Below are 21,536 nucleotides of genomic sequence, written 5' to 3' on the forward strand. Positions count from 1 at the left end.
ATCCTGGCCGCGAGCGGCGAACGCCCCTCCCGCCGTTCCCGCTCGCGGACCGGCCGACCAGCGACCCCGGAGTGCCGCGCCCATGAGCCCGACCGCCACCTTCGCCGCCGCGACCGCCGTCGACCCGGTGTCCGTCGTCGAGCCGGTGCCCGCCGTCGATCCCGGGCCGGAGCTGGACGACGCCGACTTCGCGCTCCCCGCGGCCGGGCTGGACGACGCCCGGCGCCTGCGCGCCCTCGACACGGTCGACGAGTACCTCACGCGCAAGCGCAAGCACCTGGTCGGCTACCAGGCCACCCAGGAGATGCAGGGCTGCGCCCTGGACCTGGCCCGGTTCATGCCGAACAACATCAACAACCTCGGCGACCCGTTCCAGAGCGGCGGCTACAAGCCGAACACCAAGGTCGTCGAGCGCGCGGTGCTCGACTACTACGCGAAGCTGTGGCACGCCGAGCGGCCGCACGACCCCGCCGACCCGGAGTCCTACTGGGGCTACATGCTGTCCATGGGCTCGACCGAGGGCAACATGTACGCGCTCTGGAACGCCCGGGACTACCTGAGCGGCAAGGCGCTGATCCAGCCGCCGACCGCCCCGTTCGACGCCCTGCGGTACGTCCGGGCCACGCCCGACCGGCAGAACCCGAACGCCCACCGCCCGGTCGCGTTCTACTCCGAGGACACCCACTACTCCTTCGCCAAGGCCGTGCGGGTGCTGGGCGTCGAGACCTTCCACGCCGTCGGCCAGGAGCTGTACCCGGACGAGTGCCCGCTCACCGACCCGGTCACCGGGCGCCGCGAGTGGCCCACCGAGGTGCCCTCCGCCGCCGGCCCCTCCGGCCTGTCCTGGGACGGCCCCGGTGAGGTCGACGTCGACGCGCTGGCGGTGCTGGTCGAGTTCTTCGCCGCGCACGGCCACCCGGTCTTCGTCAACCTCAACCTGGGCAGCACCTTCAAGGGCGCCCACGACGACGTCCGGAAGGTCTGCGAGCGCCTGCTGCCGATCTTCGAGCGGCACGGGCTGGTCCGGCGCGAGGTGGTCCACGGCACCGACCCGCGGACCGGCGAGCCGCTGGTCGACGTGCGCCGCGGCTTCTGGATCCACGTGGACGGCGCCCTCGGCGCGGGCTACGCGCCCTTCCTGCGGATGGCCTCGCAGGACCCGGCGTACGGCTGGACCCCGGAGGCGGAGCTGCCGGAGTTCGACTTCGGCCTCCGGCTGCCCACCCGGGAGTCCGGCGAGGTCGACATGGTCTCCTCGATAGCCATGAGCGGCCACAAGTGGGCCGGCGCCCCGTGGCCGTGCGGCATCTACATGACGAAGGTGAAGTACCAGATCTCGCCGCCGTCGCAGCCGGACTACATCGGCGCGCCGGACACCACCTTCGCCGGCTCCCGCAACGGGTTCTCCCCGCTGGTGATCTGGGACCACCTGTCCCGGCACTCCTACCAGGACCAGGTGGACCGGATCCGCACCGCCCAGGAGCTGGCCGGCTACCTGGAGCGCCGGCTGCGCGAGATCGAGCGGGAGACGGGCGTCGAGCTGTGGCCGGCCCGCACCCCGGGCGCCGTCACCGTGCGCTTCCGCAAGCCCAGCCCGGAGCTGGTGGCGAAGTGGTCGCTCTCCTCGCAGGACGTGCTGATGGTCCCCGGTGACGAGTCCACCCGGCGCAGCTACGTGCACGTCTTCGTGATGCCCTCGGTGGACCGGACCAAGCTGGACGCCCTGCTGGCCGAACTCGCCGAGGACCCGGCCATCCTGGGCGGGCCCGCCCGGCGGTCCTGACGGGCGGGGCCGACCGACGGACCCCCGGGCGCGGTCAGGGCGGGGCGGTCGGAGCGGGGCGGTCGGAGCGGTCAGGACGGACGGGTCGCCAGCACCGGGGTGGTGGTCACCTTGTTGTCGCACTCGGCGATCGAGCCGTCGTCCAGGGCGACCTGGTGGGCACCCGCGCCCGGCAGGCCCAGCACGAGGGTGGGGTAGACGACCGGCGTGGTCCCGGAGACGCAGTAGCCGTCGGCCTCGCCCTGGACCTGGACGAAGGTGAGCTTCACCCAGGCCTTGCCGCCCGGCGCCAGCCGGACCGGGGCGGCGGAGCCGGTGTGGGTCACCGTCAGCGGGGCGTTGCGGTCCGGGGAGCCGTTGGCCGCTCCGGCCACCGTCGGGAAGCCCTGGAGGGTGCACGGGTGTCCGGACGTGTTGGTGAAGCCGACGATCGCCGCACCCGTCCCGGTGCCGTCGGGCCGCTGCTTCGCCTGGTGCGCGTCCACCTTCAGTTCGCCCGCCGTGCAGGCCGGCGCCGCGGCGCTCGCGGAGGCGGGGCCGGTGGCCGGGGCGGCGGGCGGCGTGCTGGGCTTGGCCGTGGCTGCCGGGGGCGCGCTGACCGGCGCCGTGGCGCCCGGCACGGTCGAGGCGGTCACCGCCGCCGACGGGGCCCCGGTCGTTCCGGGCCCGTCGTCCCCGGGCCCGCAGGCCGTGACCACCAGGGTGGCCGTGGCCGCCGCGACCACGGCCACCGCGGCTCTGCGGGCCTTCTTCCCGTTCTGCGTGTACTGCGTCGACTGCATGGCGCCCCCCGAGAGGATGGAGAGGTGCCGGCCCTGCGCCGGCACCAGCCCCTTACACACCGGCGTCCGGGCCCCGGTTCCGCGGTCGGCCGGGTGTGACACGACGGTGACGAGACCGGGACGAACCCGCCCAGTGGCGCACGGAACGGGCCGGCCGCGGCAGGCGGTGGGGGCGCCCGCCGCGGCCCGGTCGGGGGAGCGGGTCAGACCCGGTCGGCGGCGATCAGGACGTACTGGAACGAGCCGTCCTTGTAGGAGGAGATGAACGCCTCCTCGATGCCGGTGACGAGGGAGGAGGTGGCGCGCAGCTCCCAGTAGGGCAGGGTCGCCGGCGTGAGGTCGATGACGGCCTGCGGCACCAGCCGGTTGTCGGCCATGGCGCGCAGGTACTCGCGGCGGGAGTGGATGTTGCACTCGAAGTGCGCGTTGATCTGGGAGACCCACTTCGACGGCTGCCCGTAGGCGGGGTTCCAGCAGCCGGTGATCGTCACGTACCGGCCGCCGACGGCGAGCACGCGGGAGTGCTCGGCGAAGAGGTCGTGCAGGTCGACGTACATGCTGGACTCGTTGTTCCACGAGCCCGCGATCGAGCCGGTCGCGAACGGCATGTCGAGCATGTTGCAGACCTGCGCGCGGACCGAGCCCTCGATGCCGAGCTCCTTGGCCCGCCGGTTGCCGAACTCGGCCTGCTTGGCGGACAGGGTGACGCCCTCGACCTTGCAGCCGAAGCGCTGGTGGGCCATCACGCTGGAGCCGCCGCGGCCGCAGCCGGCGTCGACCAGGGTGTCCTCGGGCCGGATCGGGCCCAGGTGGTCCAGCAGCAGGTCGGCCTGGGCGGACTCCAGCCGGTGCAGCTCGGTGATCACCTTCTTCTCGCGCTCGCTGTCGTCCGGGTCGCCCAGCGCGGCGTGGTCGACGTCGCCGATCCCGTAGTGGTGGTGGTAGAGGCCGTCCACGTCGCCCAGGCGCAGGTTGACCGGGCGGGCCTCGTGGTCCCAGTAGCGCGCGATGTCGTCCTGGTAGGGCGTTGCCGGGCCGGGGATGGTGGAGGTGGTCGGGGCGGGGAGGTCGGTAGTGGTCATGGTGGTCAGCTCCTCGGGTTACCAGAAATCGGGCAGGCTGTAGCGGTAGGTGTTGGTCCGGTGCCAGTGGTGGTTGCCGTCGACCCAGACGGCCACGCCGCGCAGGAAGCGCACCAGCGTCGGGGCCGGGCAGGCCGCGGCCAGCGCGGCGGCCTCGGCCTCGAAGGCGCGCATGAGGTCGTTGTGGACCTCGACCGCCTTCAGGTAGGCGTCGCGGTCGCTGAGGTCCTCCTGCTCGGCGATCACCACGGGCAGGTTCAGGTGCCGGCCGGGGCCGGCCAGTTCCTTGGTGTACGAGTAGAGGTCGTTCACGATCGTCGTCGCGTTGGAGGCGAGCGAGATGACGCGTTGCAGGGCCGGCAGGGCGTGCAGGTCCGCGGGCAGTTCGTAGCCGCCGACGGTGTCCGTGATGGTCGGGCACGGGCGGAAGTTGTTGAACTGGCGCATCGCCAGGTACTCCCACACCGCGGGGACGTGGTCCGTCTCGGCCCAGGCGGCCTCGGCGAGGTAGCCGAGGTGCAGGCGGGCCATGTCGTGCCGGAACCGGTCCGCCTGGGACGGGCTCGCCGCGTTGACGAAGTACTCCATGGCGGAGCGGTACGACCGGCGCGGGGCGTCCGCGTGGAGCGACTCCTCCCAGGCCGGCTGGTACTCCGGGGTGGTGTGCAGCGGGTCGAGCGCGGTGTGCGCCATCAGCAGCCGCCCGCCGAGACCGACGGGCGAGCCGCCGTGGTCCTCGCAGTAGCAGTCGTCGACCGCGTTCTCGGCGACCATCAGCCGGGCGGCGAGCATCAGGTGGTCGGTGGACGGGGCGTCGGGATGGCAGCCCACCATGTACCGGGCCACCGAGAACCCGTCGAACTGGTCCTCCCACTCGGGCGGGTAGAGCTCGACCTCGTCCAGCGCCCAGGCCTTGATCCGCTCGCTGAGCTCCGCGGAGCGCACCGGATCGGGCTCGGCGATCGGGTGGAAGTACAGGCCGGGGATGGGGTCGCCGGGCTTCGGCGCGCCCTCGCGCCGCCCCAGGCGCAGGCCCGCCGTTCCCAGGCCGCTCGGACCACTGATGATCCGGTCCATGGCCCTCCGGCTCATGGCCGTACCGCCGCGGTGCCCACGTGGTTCTCCGGTCGGGTGTCCACGGACATGGCAGAGCCTCCCTCTTGTGAAAAGGACTGGTGATCGTCATGACGGATCGTCATCCGATGTGCCACGAAGGGGAGCTCGGCACGGATCCCCTTGTCGCCCGCTGATCAACGTTAGGTGGGGCGGTGCGCCCGGACGCACTCCGAAGCGATCTCTGTACCCGATAGAGTGAACGTTCGGGCATACCGGGTTTGGAGCGCCCGACGGTCAGGCATTTCCGGGGTGGAACGCGAACGAGCGCGGCCTCGGTGGAGAGGCCGCGCTCGCGCGGTGTGTTCCGGTTGTCGCGGGAGCCGGTGCCGGACCGGCTCAGCGCAGGGATTCCCCGGTCGCCACGACGACCCCGTACAGGTCGGCGATGGTCGCGAGGGCGCCGTGGTGGACGTGCTCGGCCGACAGCTCGGTGCCCGCCGCCCGCAGCGGCCGGGTCGCGCAGGCGTCGGCGACCACGGTGGGGCGGTTGCCGCGCAGGAAGGCCCCCGCCGCGGTGAACGCGACGCACATGTGGGTCATGAACCCGGCGACGATGACGTCCTCGTGCCCGGCGGCGTCCACGTGCCGGTCCAGGTCGGTCCCGTGGAACGCGTCCGGGGTCCGCTTGACCACGACCGGCTCGCCCTCGGCCGGCGCCACGCTCGGGTGGATCCGGCCGATCTCCGCCCGGATGTCGTACGGGGTGCCCTCGCCGCCGTCGTTGACGACGTGGACGACCTTCGCGCCCGCCGCCCGGGCCCGGGCCAGCAGGGCGGCGGCGGAGTCGAGCGCGGCCTGCCAGCCGGCCAGCTCCATCACGCCGCGGGTGTAGGTGTTCTGGTAGTCGATCAGGATCAGCGTCGCCTCGGCGAGCGAGGCCGGCGTCTCGTCGAGGCCGTTGAGTTCGCGCAGGGTCGTCGTCGGCATGGGAGTCCCACTTCCGGTGCTGGTTCGGGTTCGTCGGGCCGCTCCCGCTCCGCTTCCCGGACCCGCGGTGAGCCGCCTCCGGAACGCTATGGCCGGCCGCCGCATGTCGGCAATGTCGACTAACATGCAGAAACAGACATCGGGCCGGCCGGCCCGGCGGGGGACCGGAGACCGGGGACGGGAGTCCGGGGGCGGGAGACCAGAGGCCGCGTGAGCACCGTGGAACGACTCGTCGTCATCGTCCTCTTCGAGGGCGTCGACCTGCTCGACGTCACCGGACCGCCCGAGGTGTTCTCCCTCGTGCGGCGCGAGACCGACGACGCGACCGGCTACCGCGTCGTGCTCGCCGCCGAGCGGACCGACCCGGTCACCACCTCCGCCGGTGTGCGCGTCCTCCCCGACCTCACCTTCGCGGAGGCGGCCGCCCGGAGCATCGACACCCTGCTGGTGCCCGGTTCGGTGGAGATCGACGCCCGGCGCCGCGTCCACGCGCTCACCGACCCCGTCGTCGTCGAGTGGGTGAAGCGCCTCGCCGGCCGGGCCCGGCGGGTCACCTCCGTCTGCGTCGGCGCGCACCTCCTCGCCGCCGCCGGGCTGCTCGACGGCAAGCGCGCCACCACCCATTGGTCGACCGCGCGCCAACTCGCCGCCGACCACCCGGCGGTCGAGGTCGACGCCGACCCGATCTTCATCCGCGAGGGCGACGTGTGGACCGGCGCCGGGATCAGCGCCTGCCTCGACCTGGCCCTCGCCCTGGTCGCCGACGATTTCGGCGAGGCCCTCGCGCTGCGCGTCGCCCGGCAACTGGTGATGTACCTCAAACGCCCGGGCGGGCAGAGCCAGTTCAGCGTGCCGCTCGAACCCGTCTCCGCCACCCGGCGGATCGAGGACCTGCGCCTCCACATCCTGCGCAACCTGGACGGACCCCTCGGCGTCGCGGACCTCGCCGCGCACGCGCACGTCAGCGAGCGGCAGCTCACCCGGATCTTCAAGGCCGAGCTCGGCACCACCCCGAGCGTCTACGTCGAGTCGGCCCGGGTGGAACGGGCGCGCCACCAGCTGGAGTCCACCGACCTGACCCTCGACCGGATCGCCGCCACCTGCGGCTTCGGCACCACGGACACCCTCGTGCGGGCGTTCCGCCGGCAGCTCGACACGACGCCGACGGAGTACCGCCTCCGCTTCCGCACCGTCCCGGGCTGAGCCGCGCCGACGGCGAGGGGGAGGCGCCGGCCGGGGCCGACGCCTCCCGTTGCCTCGCCCCCCCGGGACTCGGCCTTCCGGGGACTCAGCGGAGCGGGCGGCAGAGCAGGGCGTCCGGGACGCCGGCGTGCAGCCAGCGCCAGGTCATCGCCACGCCCGCGACGTACTCGCCGGAGCCGCACTGGCCCTTGTAGTACCCCGGGGCCCAGTCGCTCGCCGTGGAGTCGGCGTCGGGGGAGGCCGGCGGCCGGTTGTCGCCGTGGTCGAACCAGAGGACGCGGTTCGTCGTGGACAGCGCCGTGCCCGCGGGCGCGCAGAGCAGCGCGGCCATCGCGTTGCCGCGGACGCTGTAGCCGACGGCGAGGTGGCCGGTCGGGCACTGGAGCTTGTCGTAGCCGGAGGCCCAGTCGCCGTCGGTGACGTAGCGCTGGTCGGTCACGGTGACCCAGTCGCCCGGTGCGGTGGCGGGCTGGGCGGCGTCGGTGCAGAGGCCGCGGCTGTCGCTGCGGCCCAGGCCCACCAGCCGTTGGCCGTCCGGGCAGTTGCCCTTGCGGTTGCCGCTGCTCCAGTCGGGCAGGGCCAGCATGCGCCGGGACACGTTCTGGTCGGCGTGGTCCAGGTCGAGCACGTTCCAGCGCGGCACCACCGGGACCGGGCCGGTGTACGAGGGGGCGGCGACCAGCCGGTTCCAGGCGTCGGCGCGCCAGTCGCCCTGGTCCTCGACGCTCAGCCGGCGGCCGCCGCGGTCGTAGTGGAGCAGCGCCCAACTGTCCTGCGGGACACCATCGTTGTGCCAGCCGACCAGCGGCCAGACGGCGAAGTCGGTGTCGTGGGCGGCGAGGATCGCGGTGAACCGGTCGAACCAGGCGTGTTCCTTGGCGTCGGTCGAGCCGCGTCCGCCCGCGCCGAACTCGCTGATCCAGACCGGGGCGGTGAAGTGCTGCCCGGTGCGGGTGACGAAGAGCGCCTCCTCGTCGACCACCGCGGCCAGCTGCTCGGGCGTGAAGTCCTGGTAGCGCGGGTCACCGGTGGCGCCGGGTCCGCTGCCGGCACCGGTGTTGGCCGGGCCGGTGTAGCCGTAGAAGTGAGCCGAGTAGACCAGCTTGCCGGAGTCGATCAGGGTGTGCGAGAGCGTGGCGACCGGCTTGAGCTGCGGGCGGCCGTGGTAGAGGCCGGCCAGCGGGACGCCCTGCCAGTTGATGCCCTCCATGACGATCAGCAGGTCGGGCGCGGCCCGGAGGATCCGGTTGCCGGCCTCCTCGAAGGCGGCGTACTCGTCGTGGCTGTCGCCCATGCCCCAGTTGGGGTCGTCCCAGGTGTCGCGGCGGACCTCGTTGCGCAGGTCGGCGCCGACCACGCGCTTGTTCGCCCGGTACCGGTTCGCCATGAACAGCCAGTCCTCCTCCCACTGCGCCGTGGACTGGCCGCTGTTCCAGCGCTCGTTGCCGTCCAGGCCGCAGCAGAACCGGTAGCCGGTGGTGTGGTTGTTCAGGATCACGGCGAAGCCGTCGGCGGTGAGGGCCGCCACCACGGCGTCGAACACCTGGAGCGGGGTGCTGCCGCGCAGTTGCGGGTTGGCGGCGACGGCGGCGTCCGGGACGACCGAGGTGTCCCGGACCATCGCGTCCGCGAACGGCAGCCGGACGCTGTTCAGGCCGAGGCTGTGGAAGCCGGCCAGGATCTCGGACAGCGGGGCCCGGTCGAGGCCGAGCGGCAGGTTGTACGAGACCTGGCCGGCCTGGTTGTTCGCCGGGTCCGTGGTGGTGCCGCTGCCCTGCCAGGTGCCCTGGGCGCCCGACCAGTTGCCCGCCCTGAGCTTGAACCGGTCGCCGGCCGCGTCGACGATGTAGCGCCCGCGGGTGCTCAGCGGTCCCGTCCAGGAGGCGGCCAACTGGGCGCCGGTGAGCGGTACGGGGGCGGCGGCGGGTGCGGCGGCGGTCGTGTCGGGGGTGGCTCCGGTGGTCGCCGTGGCGGTCCCGGACGGCAGCGCGAGCAGGGCCGAGAGGGCCGTCGCCGCGGACAGCACGCGCAGTGCGAGTCTTCTCATGGTGGTCCCGAACTGGTGAGGGGGTGGACGCCGGCCGCCCCCGCCGGGCGCCGGCCCGCATGTACACGGTCACCCGGGATCCTGGCACACCATCAGGCCGACCGGGAGACCCCGATCCCCCTGCGTCGTACGGCGGTTCGGGTTCGCCGCGCCGGCTTCAGGACGCCTCCTGGTGGAGTTCGAGGGCGACCAGCAGGTGGATCGCGGCCTCCGTCCACGGGCCCACCGCCGCGTCGGCGGGCCCGGTGGCCAGAGCCGTCGCGACCGCCCGCACCAGCGCCGCGCCGCTGTGCAGGCCCGCGCGCCGCAGTCCGTCGGCCGCCGCGGCGAGGTGGTCGCGCGCCGCGTGGTGGTGGCCGCGCAGCCCGGTGTGGGCGAGCTCGGCGAGGGCGGCGAGGCCCGCTTCGAGGGCGTGGGTGATCGGATCCGGGGTGCGCGGTACGGCCGGGGCGAGTGCGCCCGTCCCGTCGCCCGCCGCCAGGTCGGGGACGACCAGCCCGTCCGTGGTGAGGACGGCCAGCGGGTCGAGCACCGGGTGCCCGCCCTCCCGGCGCAGCAGGCCGCTGACGAAGCGGACCCGCCCGCCGTCGAGCGCCTCGGCCAGCGCGTCCAGCCGGCCCGGGCAGACCGGGTCGTGCTCGGCGCGGACCAGCGCGGTCGTGCCGGCCCGGTCCCGGACGACCGCCTCGAACCGCTGCCGGCCCGGGTCGTAGCCGACGGACTCGACGGCGGCGACCGCCAGCACCCGGGCGGTGTCGGCCTCCACCCGGGGCCGGACCAGCCGGGGCGGCCGGTCGTCCCAGGCGCGCAGCTGCGCGGTGAGGTCGCGCACCAGCAGCGGCGCGGGCAGGTCGGCCCAGGCGGAGCCGACCGGGGTGATGCTCGTGGCGGCCACCCGCCCGCGACCGATGGTCACGGTACGGCCGGGGCTGCGGGAGATGTGCTCGCTGACGACGTTGGCGCCGGCCAGTGCCCGCAGCGGGGAGCCGAGCAGGCGCCGCGTCGCGAGCCCGGCACCGGTGGCGGGCCGGCCCTCCGTCACCTCCCAGCGCTTGCGCAGCACCAGGGCGATCCCGGCGTCGGGCTGCGCGAGGTACACCTCGGCCGAGCGTTCCGTCGAGCCGTCCGCGGTCGTCCGGCCGGAGATCCGGCAGCCGAGGGCGACCAGCCGGACCCGGCGCAGCGGGGTGTCGGCCGGCTCGCGGGTGCCGAGCACGCCCGGCCGGTCGACCGCGCCGGCCCGGCGGCGGGCGTGCAGCTCGGCGATCAGGGCGGCGGCCCGCGCGGCCTCGTACCGGGCGTCGCGCGCCGCGTGGGCGTCGACCTGCCCGCGCAGCTCGGTGAGCAGCGCGGCCGGCCAGTGCAGGGCGGCCCGGGACAGGGCCGCACCCGCGCGGTCCAGCTGTGCGGCGAAGACCGGGGTGGTGTGCGCGACGCCGTCCAGCAGCAGCTCGTCCGCGAGGGCCGCGGCCTCGGCCAGCTGGTCCGGGGCCGCCGGGGCCGCGTCCGGGCCCGCGGCGGGGCCGGTGTCCCGGCTCGGCCGGGTGGGCGCGGGGCCGCCGACCGTGACCTGCACGGTCGCGCGGGTGCCGGCCCTGGCGTCGGCCGGGTCGGCGGCGTCGGCGCCTTCGACCGCGTCGGCGGCGCGGAAGGCCCAGACGGCGAGCGCGATCGTCTCCCCGCGCAGCGGCGCCGCGGCGTCGGTCAGCGCGTAGCCGAGCTCGTGCGGGACGGGGAACCGTACGGTGCAGGTCGCCAGCTCCACCCAAGGGACGGGCTGCGCGGCGTCGGCGCGGTGCACCGTCGCCGCGTAGCCGCGGTCGAGCGTGCGGCGCGCGGCGGCCAGCGCCGTCCGGCCGAACGCGGCCTCCAGCCGCGCGTCGTCGAACGCGCCCGGGGACCAGTCGGTCACCGGCGGGGCGGATGGTCCGGCCGCCGCGTGCAGCCGCTGGTAGGCCAGCACCAGGCCGATCAGGTGCCGGCACACGCCGGTGGCGGCGCAGCTGCACTCGGCCGCGTCCAGGCCCGCACCGACCGGCAGCCGCGGCCGGCTGCCGTCCGGGTGGACGCCGAGGACGCCTCCGTCGGCCGCGCGGTCGACCCGCGGCCCGGCGCCGGAGTCCACCTCCTTGGCGGCGCGCTTGACCAGGCCGCGGTTGGCGAGCGCGGCGAGCGTGTCCGGGGTGAGGGCGAGCAGGTCCGCCCGCGGCGGTGGGTCGGCGGGTGTGCTCACCGGCCCACCTTCTCCGCGACGAACTCGGCGAGCCGGCCGGGCGTCATCGCGCCGACGTGGACGCCCGCCTCGGCCAGCCGGCCGGCGAGGGCGCGGTCGTAGACCGGGTCGGCCTCCTCGTCCAGGGCGGCCAGGCCGAGCACGGTGGCACCCTGTTCGACCAGGCCGCGGACGGTGCGGACCAGCCGGTACGGGTCGCCGCCCTCGTAGAAGTCGGAGACGACCGCGACGATGCTGCGGCGCGGGTTGTCCACCAGGCCGGCCGCGTAGTCGACGGCGCGGGCGATGTCGGTGCCGCCGCCGAGCTGGACCCGCATCAGCAGCTCGACCGGGTCGGTCACGTCGGCGGTGAGGTCCACCACCGCGGTGTCGAAGGCGATCAGGTGGGTGCGCAGCCCCGGCAGGTTCCACAGGCAGGCGGCGGTGACGGCGGAGTGGATCACCGAGCCGGCCATCGAACCCGACTGGTCCACCAGCAGGATCAGCTGCCACTGCTCCAGGTGCCGCCGGGTGCGCGCGTGGAAGCGCGGTCGCTCGATCAGCACCCGGCGCCGCTCCGGCTGGTAGTGCGCCAGGTTGGCCCGGACCGTCCCCCGGAAGTCGAAGTCGCGGGCCAGCGGCAGCCGGCTGGGGCGGCGCGAGCGGGCGCCGGTGAAGGCGCGGCGCAGCTCCGGCCGGAGCCGGTCCAGCAGCTCGCGGACCACCGCCTCGACGATCCGCCGGGCGAGGGCGAGCACCTGGGGGTTCATCAGGTGCTTGGTGCGCAGCACGGCGCGGAGCAGGGTGGTGTTCGGCTCGACCCTGGCGAGCACCTCCGGGTCGGTGACGATCTCGGTGATCTCGTACCGCTCGACGGCGTCCCGCTCCAGCCGCTCGACGGTCTCCTTGGGGAAGAGCCGGTGGACGTCGTCCAGCCAGTCCACCGGGGTGAGCGCGGAGGCGCCGTCGCCGCCGGTCCGTCCGTTCGCCGGGCCGCCGGCCGGGCCGCGCCGGACGCCGCGCCGTTCGAGGTCGGCGTCCCGGCCGTAGAGCCACTCGAGCGCCGCGTCCCGGGCGGCGGCCTCCGCGCCGAGCGGGCCGGTGGCGCGCTCGGCCGGGGCGCCCAGGATCAGCCGCCAGCGTTCCAGCCCGGCGTCGGGCACAACGGGGCGGTCGACGCGGTCGACGCGGTCGACGCGGTCGACGCGGGGGGTGCGGTCGGTGCCGGTCACGGCGTGCCCGGTCCGGTCCGCAGGCCGTACCGGTCGAGCAGTCGGTGCACGTTCTCCTCCAGGGTGCGGGCGCGGGCCAGGTCCAGCGGGTCGGCCGAGGTGCGCAGCAGCGAGCGGGCCGAGCCGCGCCGGCCGCGCCGTTCGAGCAGGCGCTCCGCGACGCGCTCGCGCTCGCGGGGCGGGAAGTAGGCGAAGGCCTGGCGCAGGGCGGGCAGACCGGTCAGGAAGTCGCCTTCGGTCAGGGTGGTGACGATGTCGTCCAGGGCGTCGAGCAGGGAGCGGCCGGGGGCGCCGGCCTCGGCGTCGCCCGGGCCGGTGGGCGTGCTCTCGCCCGGGCCGGTGGGGGTGCTCTCGCCCGTCAGTTCGTCGCGGGCCAGGGCGAACAGGCCGGCCAGCCAGTCGCCGAGCCGCTGGGGATCCGCGCCGGCCAGCGACCGCGCCCGGTCGACCGCCTCGGCACCCCCGGCGCCGAGCGACCAGCGCAGTCCGAGCGCGGCCCCGCGCAGGTCGGCGGGCGCCGCCGGGTCGACCGCGATCCGGGCGGCGGTGTCGAGCGCCGCCGCCCGGGGGAGCGTCAGCACCCCCGCCGCGTGGCGCAGCGCGTCACGGGTGACGGCGAGCGCCCGCAGCCGTGCCGGGTCGACGCCGCTGCCGCCGTGCAGTCCCTCGGCGAGCCAGAGGATCCGGCCGGCCGCCTCGTCCACGACAGCGGCCAGCAGCGGGTCACCGGCCGTGCCGTACACCCGGTCGTGCCGCCACAGGTGCAGGGCGGTCGCCAGCACCTCGCCCGCCGGGCCGAGTTCGGCGACCGCGCCCACCCGGGCGGCGAGTGCGGCCAGCACCTCGGCCGAGAGCGCGTCCGCCCCGCACAGCACGGCGTCGAAGAGCACGCCGGACAGGGCGCCCGCCTCCGCGTCCGGTGACGCACCGCCGGACGGACCGGGGGACGCCGCCGTGGACGCGGCACCGGGCGCGGCCGGCCCGGCGGAGGCACCGGGCGGGGCGGGCGCCGCGCGGACCCGCTCCGCGAGCGCGACGGCGGCGGCCTCGTCCAGCCGCGCCCCGTACGCGCCCGCCTCGACCAGCGCCGCGTCGCGCCCCGGCGCCGGCTGTGGCTCCCAGTGTTCGGTGAAGACCGGGTCCGCCCCGGCCGTCGGGCCGCAGGTGCGGACGTGGCCGGGGATGCCGAGCACCCTCAGCCGGTGCAGGACCTGACTGCGCCGCAGGCCTGCCGGGTCGGTGAGGTCGGTGGTGACCGCGCGGCCGGGCTCGACCCCGCACCGCTCCAGTTGCGCGGCGACGTCGTGCACCAGCGGCGGGGCGGGGGTGGCCGGGTGCAGCCGGCCGACCCGGTCCCCGGTGCTCGCGGCCACCATCTCGACCACGGCGGGATCGGTGCCGGCGGTCAGCGTGCCGCGCCCGTTCCACGGCAGCGGCTGGTCCAGGGCCTCGCTGATCAGCGCGCTCGCGAGACCGTCGAGGACGTCGGTGCGCGCCCGCACCGGGTGGCCGCGCATCGCCGCGAGGCCCTCGGCGAGGCTCCGGGCGGAGATCAGGTCGGCGGTCGAGACGGCGAGGCGCCGGCCGCGCAGCCGGCGGACGACCTGCTCCAGCAGGCCGTCCGCGGCGGCGGCGGGGCCGCGCTCCCACAGCAGTTGGTAGTAGCCGGGTGAGGGCATGCCGGACTGGTAGCCGGCGAAGGCGTCCAGCCGGTGGAAGGAGTACGGCACCAGGAAGCTGCCGCCCAGCGTCCCGGCCGGCGGCTCCGGGACGGCCGGCCAGGGCACGGACGCCCGGGCCTCGGCGGTCCCGTCGCCGGTCTGCGGAGCGGCGCTCTCCTCACCCCCGCGGGCCAGGGCCCGCAGCGCCGGCGTGTGGAAGCCACCGGTCACCACGAGTACCGGCCGCCCCCCGGCCCGCGCGAGCGCCGCCCGGATCCAGCGGGCCATGTAGGCCTCGCGCGCCCGGTCGCCCGGGTCGGCCAGGGCGTCGCCGCGGACCAGCTCGAAGTAGGCGTCGAGCCGCTCCGCCAGCCCGGCCGGGTCGGCCACCTCGAACAGCCCGTCCCACAGGGTGTCCACCGAGTCGGTGCCGAAGCGCTCGCAGAGCCGCCCGGTGGCCTCCGCGTACCTGGCCTCGGCGTCGGCGAAGCGGTTGGCCGTCGGCTCGGCCCGCTCGGTGAGGGCCGGGTGCCAGGCGGGCAGGTCGATGAACCGCACCCGCGCACCGGCGGCGCGGCCGTGCGAGAGCGCGACCCACTCCGGCGAGTAGTCGCACAGCGGCGTCCAGGACGTCGCGGTGCGCTGCCCGTCACGGTGGTGGCTGAACACGGCGACCGGCAGCTCGTGGCCGAGCAGCAGCTCGTCCAGCCGCGCGTTCATGTCCGCCGGGCCCTCCACCAGCACGTACGCCGGGCGGAGCGCCTCGATCGTGCGGGCCACCAGCCGGGCGCAGGCCGGCGAGTGGTGGCGCACGCCGATGAACACGGCCTCCGCCGTGCGGGGGCCGCCGGCCGTGGGCAGTGCCGGTGCGGGCCCGGGTGCGGCTTCGGGTGCCGGTGCCGGGGTCATCAGCCGGCCAGCAGGTGTCGCGCCTCGTGGAGGGCCTGCCACTGGGCGCCGCCGCGGCGGGCCGCCTGCTGCTCCAGGAAGCGGCGCAACCGGGCGAGGTCCTCCGGGCTGTCCTTGGCCGCCGTGCCGGCCAGGCAGGTGACCACGTCGGCGGCGTTGCCGGCCTCCCGGCGCAGGAACCACCCGCGCACGCCGACGGCGTGCGCGACCGACACCGCCTCCGCGGTGCTCATCACGGCGGACAGCCGCTCGCCCGGGGCCTGGTGGCCGCGCAGCTCGCGGAACGTCCCCACCAGCACCTCCAGCACCTCGCGGTCCGGCGCGGCCTCGACCCCGGAGCGGCGCAGCAGCGCGGCCGCCTCGGCCTCGACCAGCGCGAGCTCCGTCGCGAAGTCCGGGATGGGGAAGACCGTCTCGAAGTTGAACCGGCGCTTGAGCGCGGCGCTCATCTCGTTGACGCCCCGGTCGCGGGTGTTGGCGGTGGCGATCACGTTGAAGCCGGCGCGGGCGAAGACCATCCCCTCCGGCCCGTCCAACTCCGGCACGGCGAGCACCCGTTCGGAGAGCAGCGAAAGCAGGCAGTCCTGCACCTCGAGCGGGCAGCGGGTGATCTCCTCGAAGCGGACGAGCCGGCCCTCGGCCATGCCGCGCAGCATCGGCGCCGGTACCAGGGAGCGCGGTGACGGCCCCTCGGAGACCAGCAGCGCGTAGTTCCAGGAGTACTTGATCTGGTCCTCGGTGGTGGCCGCGCCGCCCTGGACGGTGAGCGTCGAGGTGCCGCTGACGGCCGCCGCGATCAGCTCGGACAGCAGCGACTTGGCCGTGCCCGGCTCGCCGACCAGCATCAGGCCGCGGTTGGTCGCCAGCGTCACGAGGGCCCGTTCGACCAGCGCGGTGTCGCCGACGAACTTGCGGCTGATCCCGGCCCCGGCGTCGCCGACGATGAACCGGCGCGCCGCCCGCAGGCTGAGCCGCCAGCCCGGCGGCCGCGGATCGTCGTCCGCGGCCCGCAGCGCGGCCAGCTCCTCCGCGTACCGGACCTCGGCGGGCGGGCGCTGGAGGGCGTCCTCCCCGGCGCCGGGGCCGTCGAGGGGCGTCATGTCGACGGTGGTCACCGGGCCGTCACCTCCTCCAGGTCGGCGAGCAGCTCGGAGACGACGACCTGGTCCAGCTCGCCGAAGCGCAGCCCGTGGTCGCGGTGGTGCCCGTAGTGGTCCGGCGTCACGTTCAGCCGGACGGTCTCGAAGGTCTGGTCGGGGAACACGTCGAGCGCGCCGACCGCGATGCCCTCCTGCAGCTCGGCGACCAGGTAGCAGGCCTCGCCGAGCCGCTTGGAGATCCAGCACTCCACCCCGGCGTCCTGGGGTGCGCCGCGCTCCCAGCCGCGCTTGGTCAGGCCGAGCACGCGGCCCACCGGCATCGTGCGGCCCTCGAAGCGGTGCAGCCGGTCGGCGGCCGCCTCCTCGGCCGTCACCCGGTGGACGGGCCGGCCGAGCTGCGGGAAGGGCTGCAGGATCTCGTAGTCGGCGAACAGCTCCGACCACGCCGCCAGGTCGTCGCCCAGGTGCAGCGGGTGGGCGAGGCGGACGGTCGCGTCCTCGGCGAGGGTGAAGGCGTCGTCCTCGACGTTCGCGAAGCTGCGGTCCTCGGCGACCCGGAAGGCGGTCGTCGTGGTGCCGTTCGCGCCGTTCGCGCCGTTCGCGCCGCCCGCGTCGTTCGTCTCGTCGGCGAGCCAGACCAGGCGGCGCACCAGGTGCCAGACCAGCGGGTGCCGGACGAAGAGCTCGCGGAACTCCGTGGCCGTCCAGCCGCGCCCGGCGACCATGGCGGCCTCCAGCCGGCGTATCTGGTCGGCCGAGACGGTGCGGACGTCCTTCTTCAGCGCGACGAAGCGCTTGCGCTCGGCCGGGGCGAGCTCCTGGTCGTCCTTGACGCCGGGGGCGGGCAGGTCCTTGCGGCGCTTGCCGTCCGCGTCCAGCACGAAGGGGCGCAGCTGCTCGTCGAAGCCCACCGTGAAGCGGCGCGGGCCGTAGTCGACCACCGTGGTGCCGTCCGCGTCCAGGCCGAAGTCGGGGACGAGCCGGTCCGACAGCTGCTCGCCGGTCAGGCCCAGGCCCTCCGCGACCTCGGAGATCTTCTCCTGGGCGCGGGCCTTGAGCGCCTTGAACTTCACCCGCTGGGCGATGCCGTGCAGGTGCAGCAGGGCGACGTCGCTGCCGATCCCGGCCAGCACGTTCAGGCCCTCGACCGCGCGGTGGTGCGCGCCCTCCCCGGGCCAGTCCCGCACGATCGGGGTGAGCCGGCGGACCGTCTCGTCGTCGCCGAGGGTGCCGAGCGCGTGCAGGATCCAGCTCTCCTTGGCGGGCATGCCGGCCTGCCGCCACTCCTCGAACAGCGCCCAGGCGAAGGCGGCCAGCGCGTCGGCCCGGCAGGCCTCGACGACCACGGCGAGCCCGGGGTACGGGTCGGCCGGCGTGGACAGCGCGAGCATGGTCAGCAGGTGCCGGACGGCGGTCTCCGGGAGTGCCGCACCCGAGGCGAGCCGGACCTGCGGCAGCACGGCGGGCTGCAGCCAGGCGGGCAGCACCGGCAGCTTGGCCGGCAGCGCGTTCTCCAGCGGGTCGGTGGCCAGCGCCTCGGCGACGATCCCCGCCGCCTCCTCGCCGTGCCGGGCGGTCACCGCGGCCAGCACGGCGTCGGCGCCCTCGTCGGCCGCGACCAGGCGCAGTGCCTGCTCGGCCGCCCGCCGGGCCGCCCCGGCGGGCCCGACCGCGTCGGGGACCAGCAGCAGGCCGGCCGGGATCCCGTGCCGGGCGAACCAGGAACGGGCGGTCGGCTGCACCGACTTGAGCCGGACCAGGCCGTCCGCCAGCACCCGCGCGGCGCCGGCGTCGAGGACCGGCAGCAGCAGCGGTGCCAGGTTGGCCGGCTGGGTCCGCGCGGCGTGCACCGCCATCGGCACCGCCGCCGTGCCGTACTTGGCGACGACGGGGCGCAGCAGCTCCACCCCGTGCCACAGGTCCGTGGGACGCCACGCCTCCACGTAGGGGGTGAGCAGCTCGGCGGGCCCCTGCGCGAGCAGCCGGGCCGCGTACCAGAGGCCGGAGTCGTGCGTGACGACCCGGCGGGCCTCCGCCTCCCAGGGCGTCGACTCCGGGTAGTCCCACCCCTCGGATCCCGGCCTCGCCCAGCGCTCCCGCTCGCCCTCCCGCCACAGCAGGCGCGGCGCGTCGTCCGCCTGCGGCAGGTCGAGCACGCGCGGCTTGCGGGGGGTGCGCCTGCGCGACCACGGCGGGGAGACCAGCAGCGCTGGCAGCTCCGCCGGTGCCGCCTCGGCGAGGCGCTCGCGGGCGCCGTCCAGCGAGCGGACCAGCTCGGCCGCGCCCGCGCCGAGCCGCGGCAGGATCTCGGGCAGGAGGGCGCGGTGCAGGGCCAGATGGGTGTTGAGGAGCTGGCGCGCGGCCGGCGCGTTCTTGCCGCCGTGCAGCACCGCCGCGGCGAGCAGCCGCACGGCCCGGACCGGGTACCGCTGCATGGCCTCCTGGACGGCGGGCCGGGTGTGCTTGTCGTCCAGGCGGGCGAGCAGCAGCCGGAAGGCGTCGTCGTCCGGGAACTGCGCCACCGCCGAGGCGAGGCTGCGCACCCGGTCGGAGCCGTAGGCCTGCTCGACCGCATGGCCGAGGAAGGGCACGCAGGCCGTGCCGACGCCGTCGGCGAGCGTGGCGATCAGCCCCACCGACCAGCCGTTCCAGATCAGGTTCGGCGTCGTGCCGAGGCGTTCGACCTGCTTCGGGTCGTCCAGCGCGCAGAGCAGCAGCGCGCGCAGCACCGGCCCGCCGGCGCCGTAGCCGGGCTCGTCGGCGATGCAGTCGTCGGCCCAGCCGGGCACGCCCGGAGCGAGGTACGCGGCGGCGAGCCGGCGCCGGGGCGTGGTGCGGCACTCCGCGAGCGCGGCCACCGCCTCCTGGTACACCGTCTCCTCGGCGGCGGCGAGCAGTGCCCGCACCCGGTCCGCCGACGGCCGGACGACCTGCAGCGGGACGTGGTCCGTCGGGCCGAGGTACCGGAGCACGGCGTCGGACCGCCGGACGGCGGTGTGCCGCGCGTCGGACGCGATCCCGAACAGCTCCACCACGGCCCGGGCAGCGAAGACCGGCCCGTGCGCCGCGACCCAGGCGTCGGCGAACGGCAGCTGCTCGTAGCCGGTGGACTGCCAGGCCGGCGGCACCAGGCTCGCCACGGCGGCGGCCCCGAGCGGGTCCGGGTCCCCGGCCAGGTAGGCCTGGGCGGCGGACACCAGCGTGGCGTCGGAGTACGAGGACGCCAGCGCCTGCTCGATCGACACCCGCTCGGCCGCGATCCGCGCCTCGGCCGCCTCCACCGCCTGCGGCCCGGGCCGGGTCACGGCCCGCGCCGTGCCGCCGCGGCGCGGCAGGACGAACCGGTGCCAGGCGGCGGGCAGCACGAAGGTGTCCTCGTCCGGCAGCCCGCCGGGCGGGGCGGCCTCCGCGGCCGGGGCGTCCGGCTGCGGCTCGACGGCGGCGGCGGCCGTGGGCGCGGCGGGGCTCGCGGGCGCGACCGTGCTCGTGGGCGTGGCGCCGACCTCGGTGTAGCCCTTGCGCGCCTTCTCCGCCACGAGCTTGCCGAAGTGCGCCTGCGCCGCCGCGGCCGAGTCCAGCTCCTTCACCTGCGCACGGCCGGTGGTGCCGATCCGGCCGTAGCGCACGTGCACCGACGCGCCCTCGACCGCGGCCTCCCAGAACTTCGCAGACCCGTCACCGACGAGCTCCCAGCGCCGCACAGCTCCTCCTCCATGCCGTGGCCAGCCACCGGGTGCAGCGACCATCCGGTGATCAGTGAGCGAAACCCTAGCGACCCCCTCCGACAACGGACGCGGCGGCGTCCACCCTGGTCACAGCCTTCCCGGCCGGGCCCGGCGAGGCGGCCCGGAGCACCCGGGGCACCGGCCGGGGCGCTCCCCGGAGCCGCCCGGCCCGCACCGGCGCGGCCGGGGCGTCGTCGGAAGATCCGGTGCACCGGGCGCCCGGCGGCCCGGGTGCGAGGGCATTCCCCATGGGCCCGCCGACCCGTCCCCGTCAGGCGCGCTCCCTCCGCCCGTCACGCCGGAGGCCGGACGTCCGCGGGGCGCCGGGCGATCCGCACAGGTGGGGAGCTGCTCATCGGCACGACTTCCTGTCGCCGTGGTCAAGTTCCGGTAAAGACCGGCGGGACGGCGCTAGGTCGGGCGGGCCGCGCCGGTCATGCGGCTGAACCCCCGAGGGGCGGGCTCCGGCGGGCCGGGGGGGGTGGGAGGTTCGCGCGGAAGAATATGTAGACCAGTCAATTGCTTATGAGGGACTGGCGTTTGACGGTGCACATGCGGTAACCGTTCTCTTCATGAAGCGAATCGTCATCGCCGCGGGCGGGGGCGGCGATCCCATCGCGGCGGCCATGGTCGGCGCCGCGCTCTACGGGTCCGTCGAGCCGGTGCTCGTGCTCACCTACGCGTGGGAGCGGCTGACCGTCGACCCGCTGCCCGGCCCCCGCGGCCGCGCCGACTTCGCGGGCCTGGAATCGCCCCGCCCCCACCTGGAGCTGGTGACCGGCTCCACCACCCTCGTCGGCGCGGCCGGCTCCTCGCTGCCCCGGCTCGCCGCCGACCTCGGCACCGCGCTCGGCCTGCTCGACCCCGCCGAGGGCGCGGTCGGCCTCGCCCGGACGATCCGGGCCGCCGCCGAGTACTGCGGCGCGGGCCACGTCGACGTGGTCGACGTCGGCGGCGGCATCCTGGCCACCGGCGACGAGCCCACGCTGCGCAGCCCCCTCGGCGACGCGCTCGTCCTCGCGGCCTGCGCGCGCACCGGCCTGGCCGCGGACGTGTGGATCGCCGGCCCCGCGCTCGACCGCGAACTGCCCGAGGCCGAGCTGTTCGCCCGCCTGCCGGAGCCGGCGTTCGCGCTCACCGACGCGCACGTCCGCCCGGTCCGCCGGGTCTTCGGCTGGCACCCCTCGGAGGCCGGCGCCATGCTGGCCGCCGCCGCCCGAGGCGTGCGGGGCCTCTGCGGCATCCGCGACGTGGCGGATCCCGTCCGGCTGGACGGGCGCAGCGCGGGCGTGCACCGGCTGGCGCTCGGCCAGGCCCTGGCCCTCAACCCGCTGGCCGGGCGGCTCGCCGACTGCGCGACGCTCGACGAGGCCGAGCGGGCCGCTCTGGCGGTGTGCGGCTTCTCCGAGCTCGCCCGCGAGCGCGACCGGGCCCGTGCGATCGGGCTCGCGCGCGCCGGCGGGGGCGCGCCGTCCACCGGGCTCGCGCCCGCCGCCGCTTCCGCCGCGGCCCCGGCCGGCGGACCCGGCCCCGTCGAGCGCTACGCCCGCTGGCGGGCCGGGCTGGCGCGGCAGGGGCTCACGCTGGCGACCCGGCGGCGGGTCATCGAGGAGCTCGCACTGGACGCCGCGGAGGCCCGCCGGCTGCACGCCCGCCTCGCCGCCGACCCGGCCCAGGACGCGACCCCGCTCTGGCGCCTGGACACCCCGGCCTGAGCGGGAGGGCCCGAGCGGGAGGCTGCCCGATCGGGCGCGGGC

12 protein-coding genes and 1 pseudogene are annotated in these 21,536 nt (G+C 76.0%); 3 read left to right on the forward strand and 10 right to left on the reverse strand.

All coding sequences use genetic code 11. The features are described 5' to 3' along the window. The first annotated feature begins 82 nt into the window (after positions 1 to 82). Positions 83 to 1,783, forward strand: a complete 1,701-nt coding sequence (locus ACFVHB_RS26200; RefSeq protein WP_380327049.1) for a histidine decarboxylase — start codon at positions 83 to 85, stop codon at positions 1,781 to 1,783. A gap of 71 nt (positions 1,784 to 1,854) precedes the next feature. On the opposite strand, the gene ACFVHB_RS26205 is transcribed toward ACFVHB_RS26200, so the two are convergent. The 4 genes and pseudogenes from ACFVHB_RS26205 to ACFVHB_RS26220 form a co-directional block, all read right to left on the reverse strand. Continuing rightward, complete coding sequence (locus ACFVHB_RS26205; RefSeq protein WP_380327052.1) at positions 1,855 to 2,565, reverse strand: DUF4232 domain-containing protein; 711 nt, start codon at positions 2,563 to 2,565, stop codon at positions 1,855 to 1,857. Between the two features lie 203 nt (positions 2,566 to 2,768). Beyond that, a complete protein-coding gene (locus tag ACFVHB_RS26210; RefSeq protein ID WP_380327054.1) occupies positions 2,769 to 3,647 on the reverse strand; it encodes a geranyl diphosphate 2-C-methyltransferase in 879 nt (292 codons plus the stop codon). 18 nt (positions 3,648 to 3,665) lie between these two features. Further along, a pseudogene (locus ACFVHB_RS26215) lies at positions 3,666 to 4,718 on the reverse strand (family 2 encapsulin nanocompartment cargo protein terpene cyclase); the annotation flags it as partial. A gap of 381 nt (positions 4,719 to 5,099) precedes the next feature. Continuing rightward, the gene (locus ACFVHB_RS26220; RefSeq protein ID WP_380327057.1) at positions 5,100 to 5,690 is read right to left on the reverse strand and encodes an isochorismatase family protein; all 591 of its coding nucleotides are present in this window, start codon (positions 5,688 to 5,690) and stop codon (positions 5,100 to 5,102) included. Positions 5,691 to 5,900: 210 nt separating this feature from the next. On the opposite strand from ACFVHB_RS26220, the gene ACFVHB_RS26225 reads away from it, so the two are divergent. Beyond that, the gene (locus ACFVHB_RS26225) at positions 5,901 to 6,893 is read left to right on the forward strand and encodes a GlxA family transcriptional regulator (RefSeq protein WP_380327060.1); all 993 of its coding nucleotides are present in this window, start codon (positions 5,901 to 5,903) and stop codon (positions 6,891 to 6,893) included. Positions 6,894 to 6,978: 85 nt separating this feature from the next. On the opposite strand, the gene ACFVHB_RS26230 is transcribed toward ACFVHB_RS26225, so the two are convergent. From ACFVHB_RS26230 to ACFVHB_RS26255, 6 genes are all read right to left on the reverse strand, one after another. Beyond that, complete coding sequence (locus tag ACFVHB_RS26230) at positions 6,979 to 8,940, reverse strand: glycoside hydrolase family 5 protein (protein ID WP_380327063.1); 1,962 nt, start codon at positions 8,938 to 8,940, stop codon at positions 6,979 to 6,981. A gap of 157 nt (positions 8,941 to 9,097) precedes the next feature. After that, complete coding sequence (locus tag ACFVHB_RS26235; RefSeq protein WP_380327066.1) at positions 9,098 to 11,173, reverse strand: hypothetical protein; 2,076 nt, start codon at positions 11,171 to 11,173, stop codon at positions 9,098 to 9,100. After that, on the reverse strand, positions 11,170 to 12,384 hold the full coding sequence (locus ACFVHB_RS26240) for a VWA domain-containing protein (protein WP_380327069.1): 1,215 nt from the start codon (positions 12,382 to 12,384) through the stop codon (positions 11,170 to 11,172). Before ACFVHB_RS26240 ends, ACFVHB_RS26235 begins: the two co-directional genes overlap by 4 nt. Further along, positions 12,381 to 14,954, reverse strand: coding sequence for a DUF5682 family protein (locus ACFVHB_RS26245; RefSeq protein ID WP_380327072.1), 2,574 nt, complete (start codon positions 14,952 to 14,954; stop codon positions 12,381 to 12,383). Before ACFVHB_RS26245 ends, ACFVHB_RS26240 begins: the two co-directional genes overlap by 4 nt. After that, the gene (locus ACFVHB_RS26250) at positions 14,954 to 16,069 is read right to left on the reverse strand and encodes an AAA family ATPase (RefSeq protein ID WP_380327075.1); all 1,116 of its coding nucleotides are present in this window, start codon (positions 16,067 to 16,069) and stop codon (positions 14,954 to 14,956) included. Before ACFVHB_RS26250 ends, ACFVHB_RS26245 begins: the two co-directional genes overlap by 1 nt. Continuing rightward, positions 16,066 to 19,755: a DUF4132 domain-containing protein gene (locus tag ACFVHB_RS26255; protein ID WP_380327078.1), complete on the reverse strand. Its 3,690-nt coding sequence runs from the start codon at positions 19,753 to 19,755 to the stop codon at positions 16,066 to 16,068. The genes ACFVHB_RS26250 and ACFVHB_RS26255 overlap by 4 nt, the downstream gene beginning before the upstream one ends. A 596-nt stretch (positions 19,756 to 20,351) precedes the next feature. On the opposite strand from ACFVHB_RS26255, the gene ACFVHB_RS26260 reads away from it, so the two are divergent. Continuing rightward, entirely contained in the window at positions 20,352 to 21,494 is a 1,143-nt protein-coding gene (locus ACFVHB_RS26260; protein WP_380327081.1) for a DUF1152 domain-containing protein, read from the forward strand. The last annotated feature ends 42 nt before the right edge of the window (positions 21,495 to 21,536 follow it).

This window comes from Kitasatospora sp. NPDC127111 (assembly GCF_042677465.1).
Taxonomy (GTDB): domain Bacteria; phylum Actinomycetota; class Actinomycetes; order Streptomycetales; family Streptomycetaceae; genus Kitasatospora.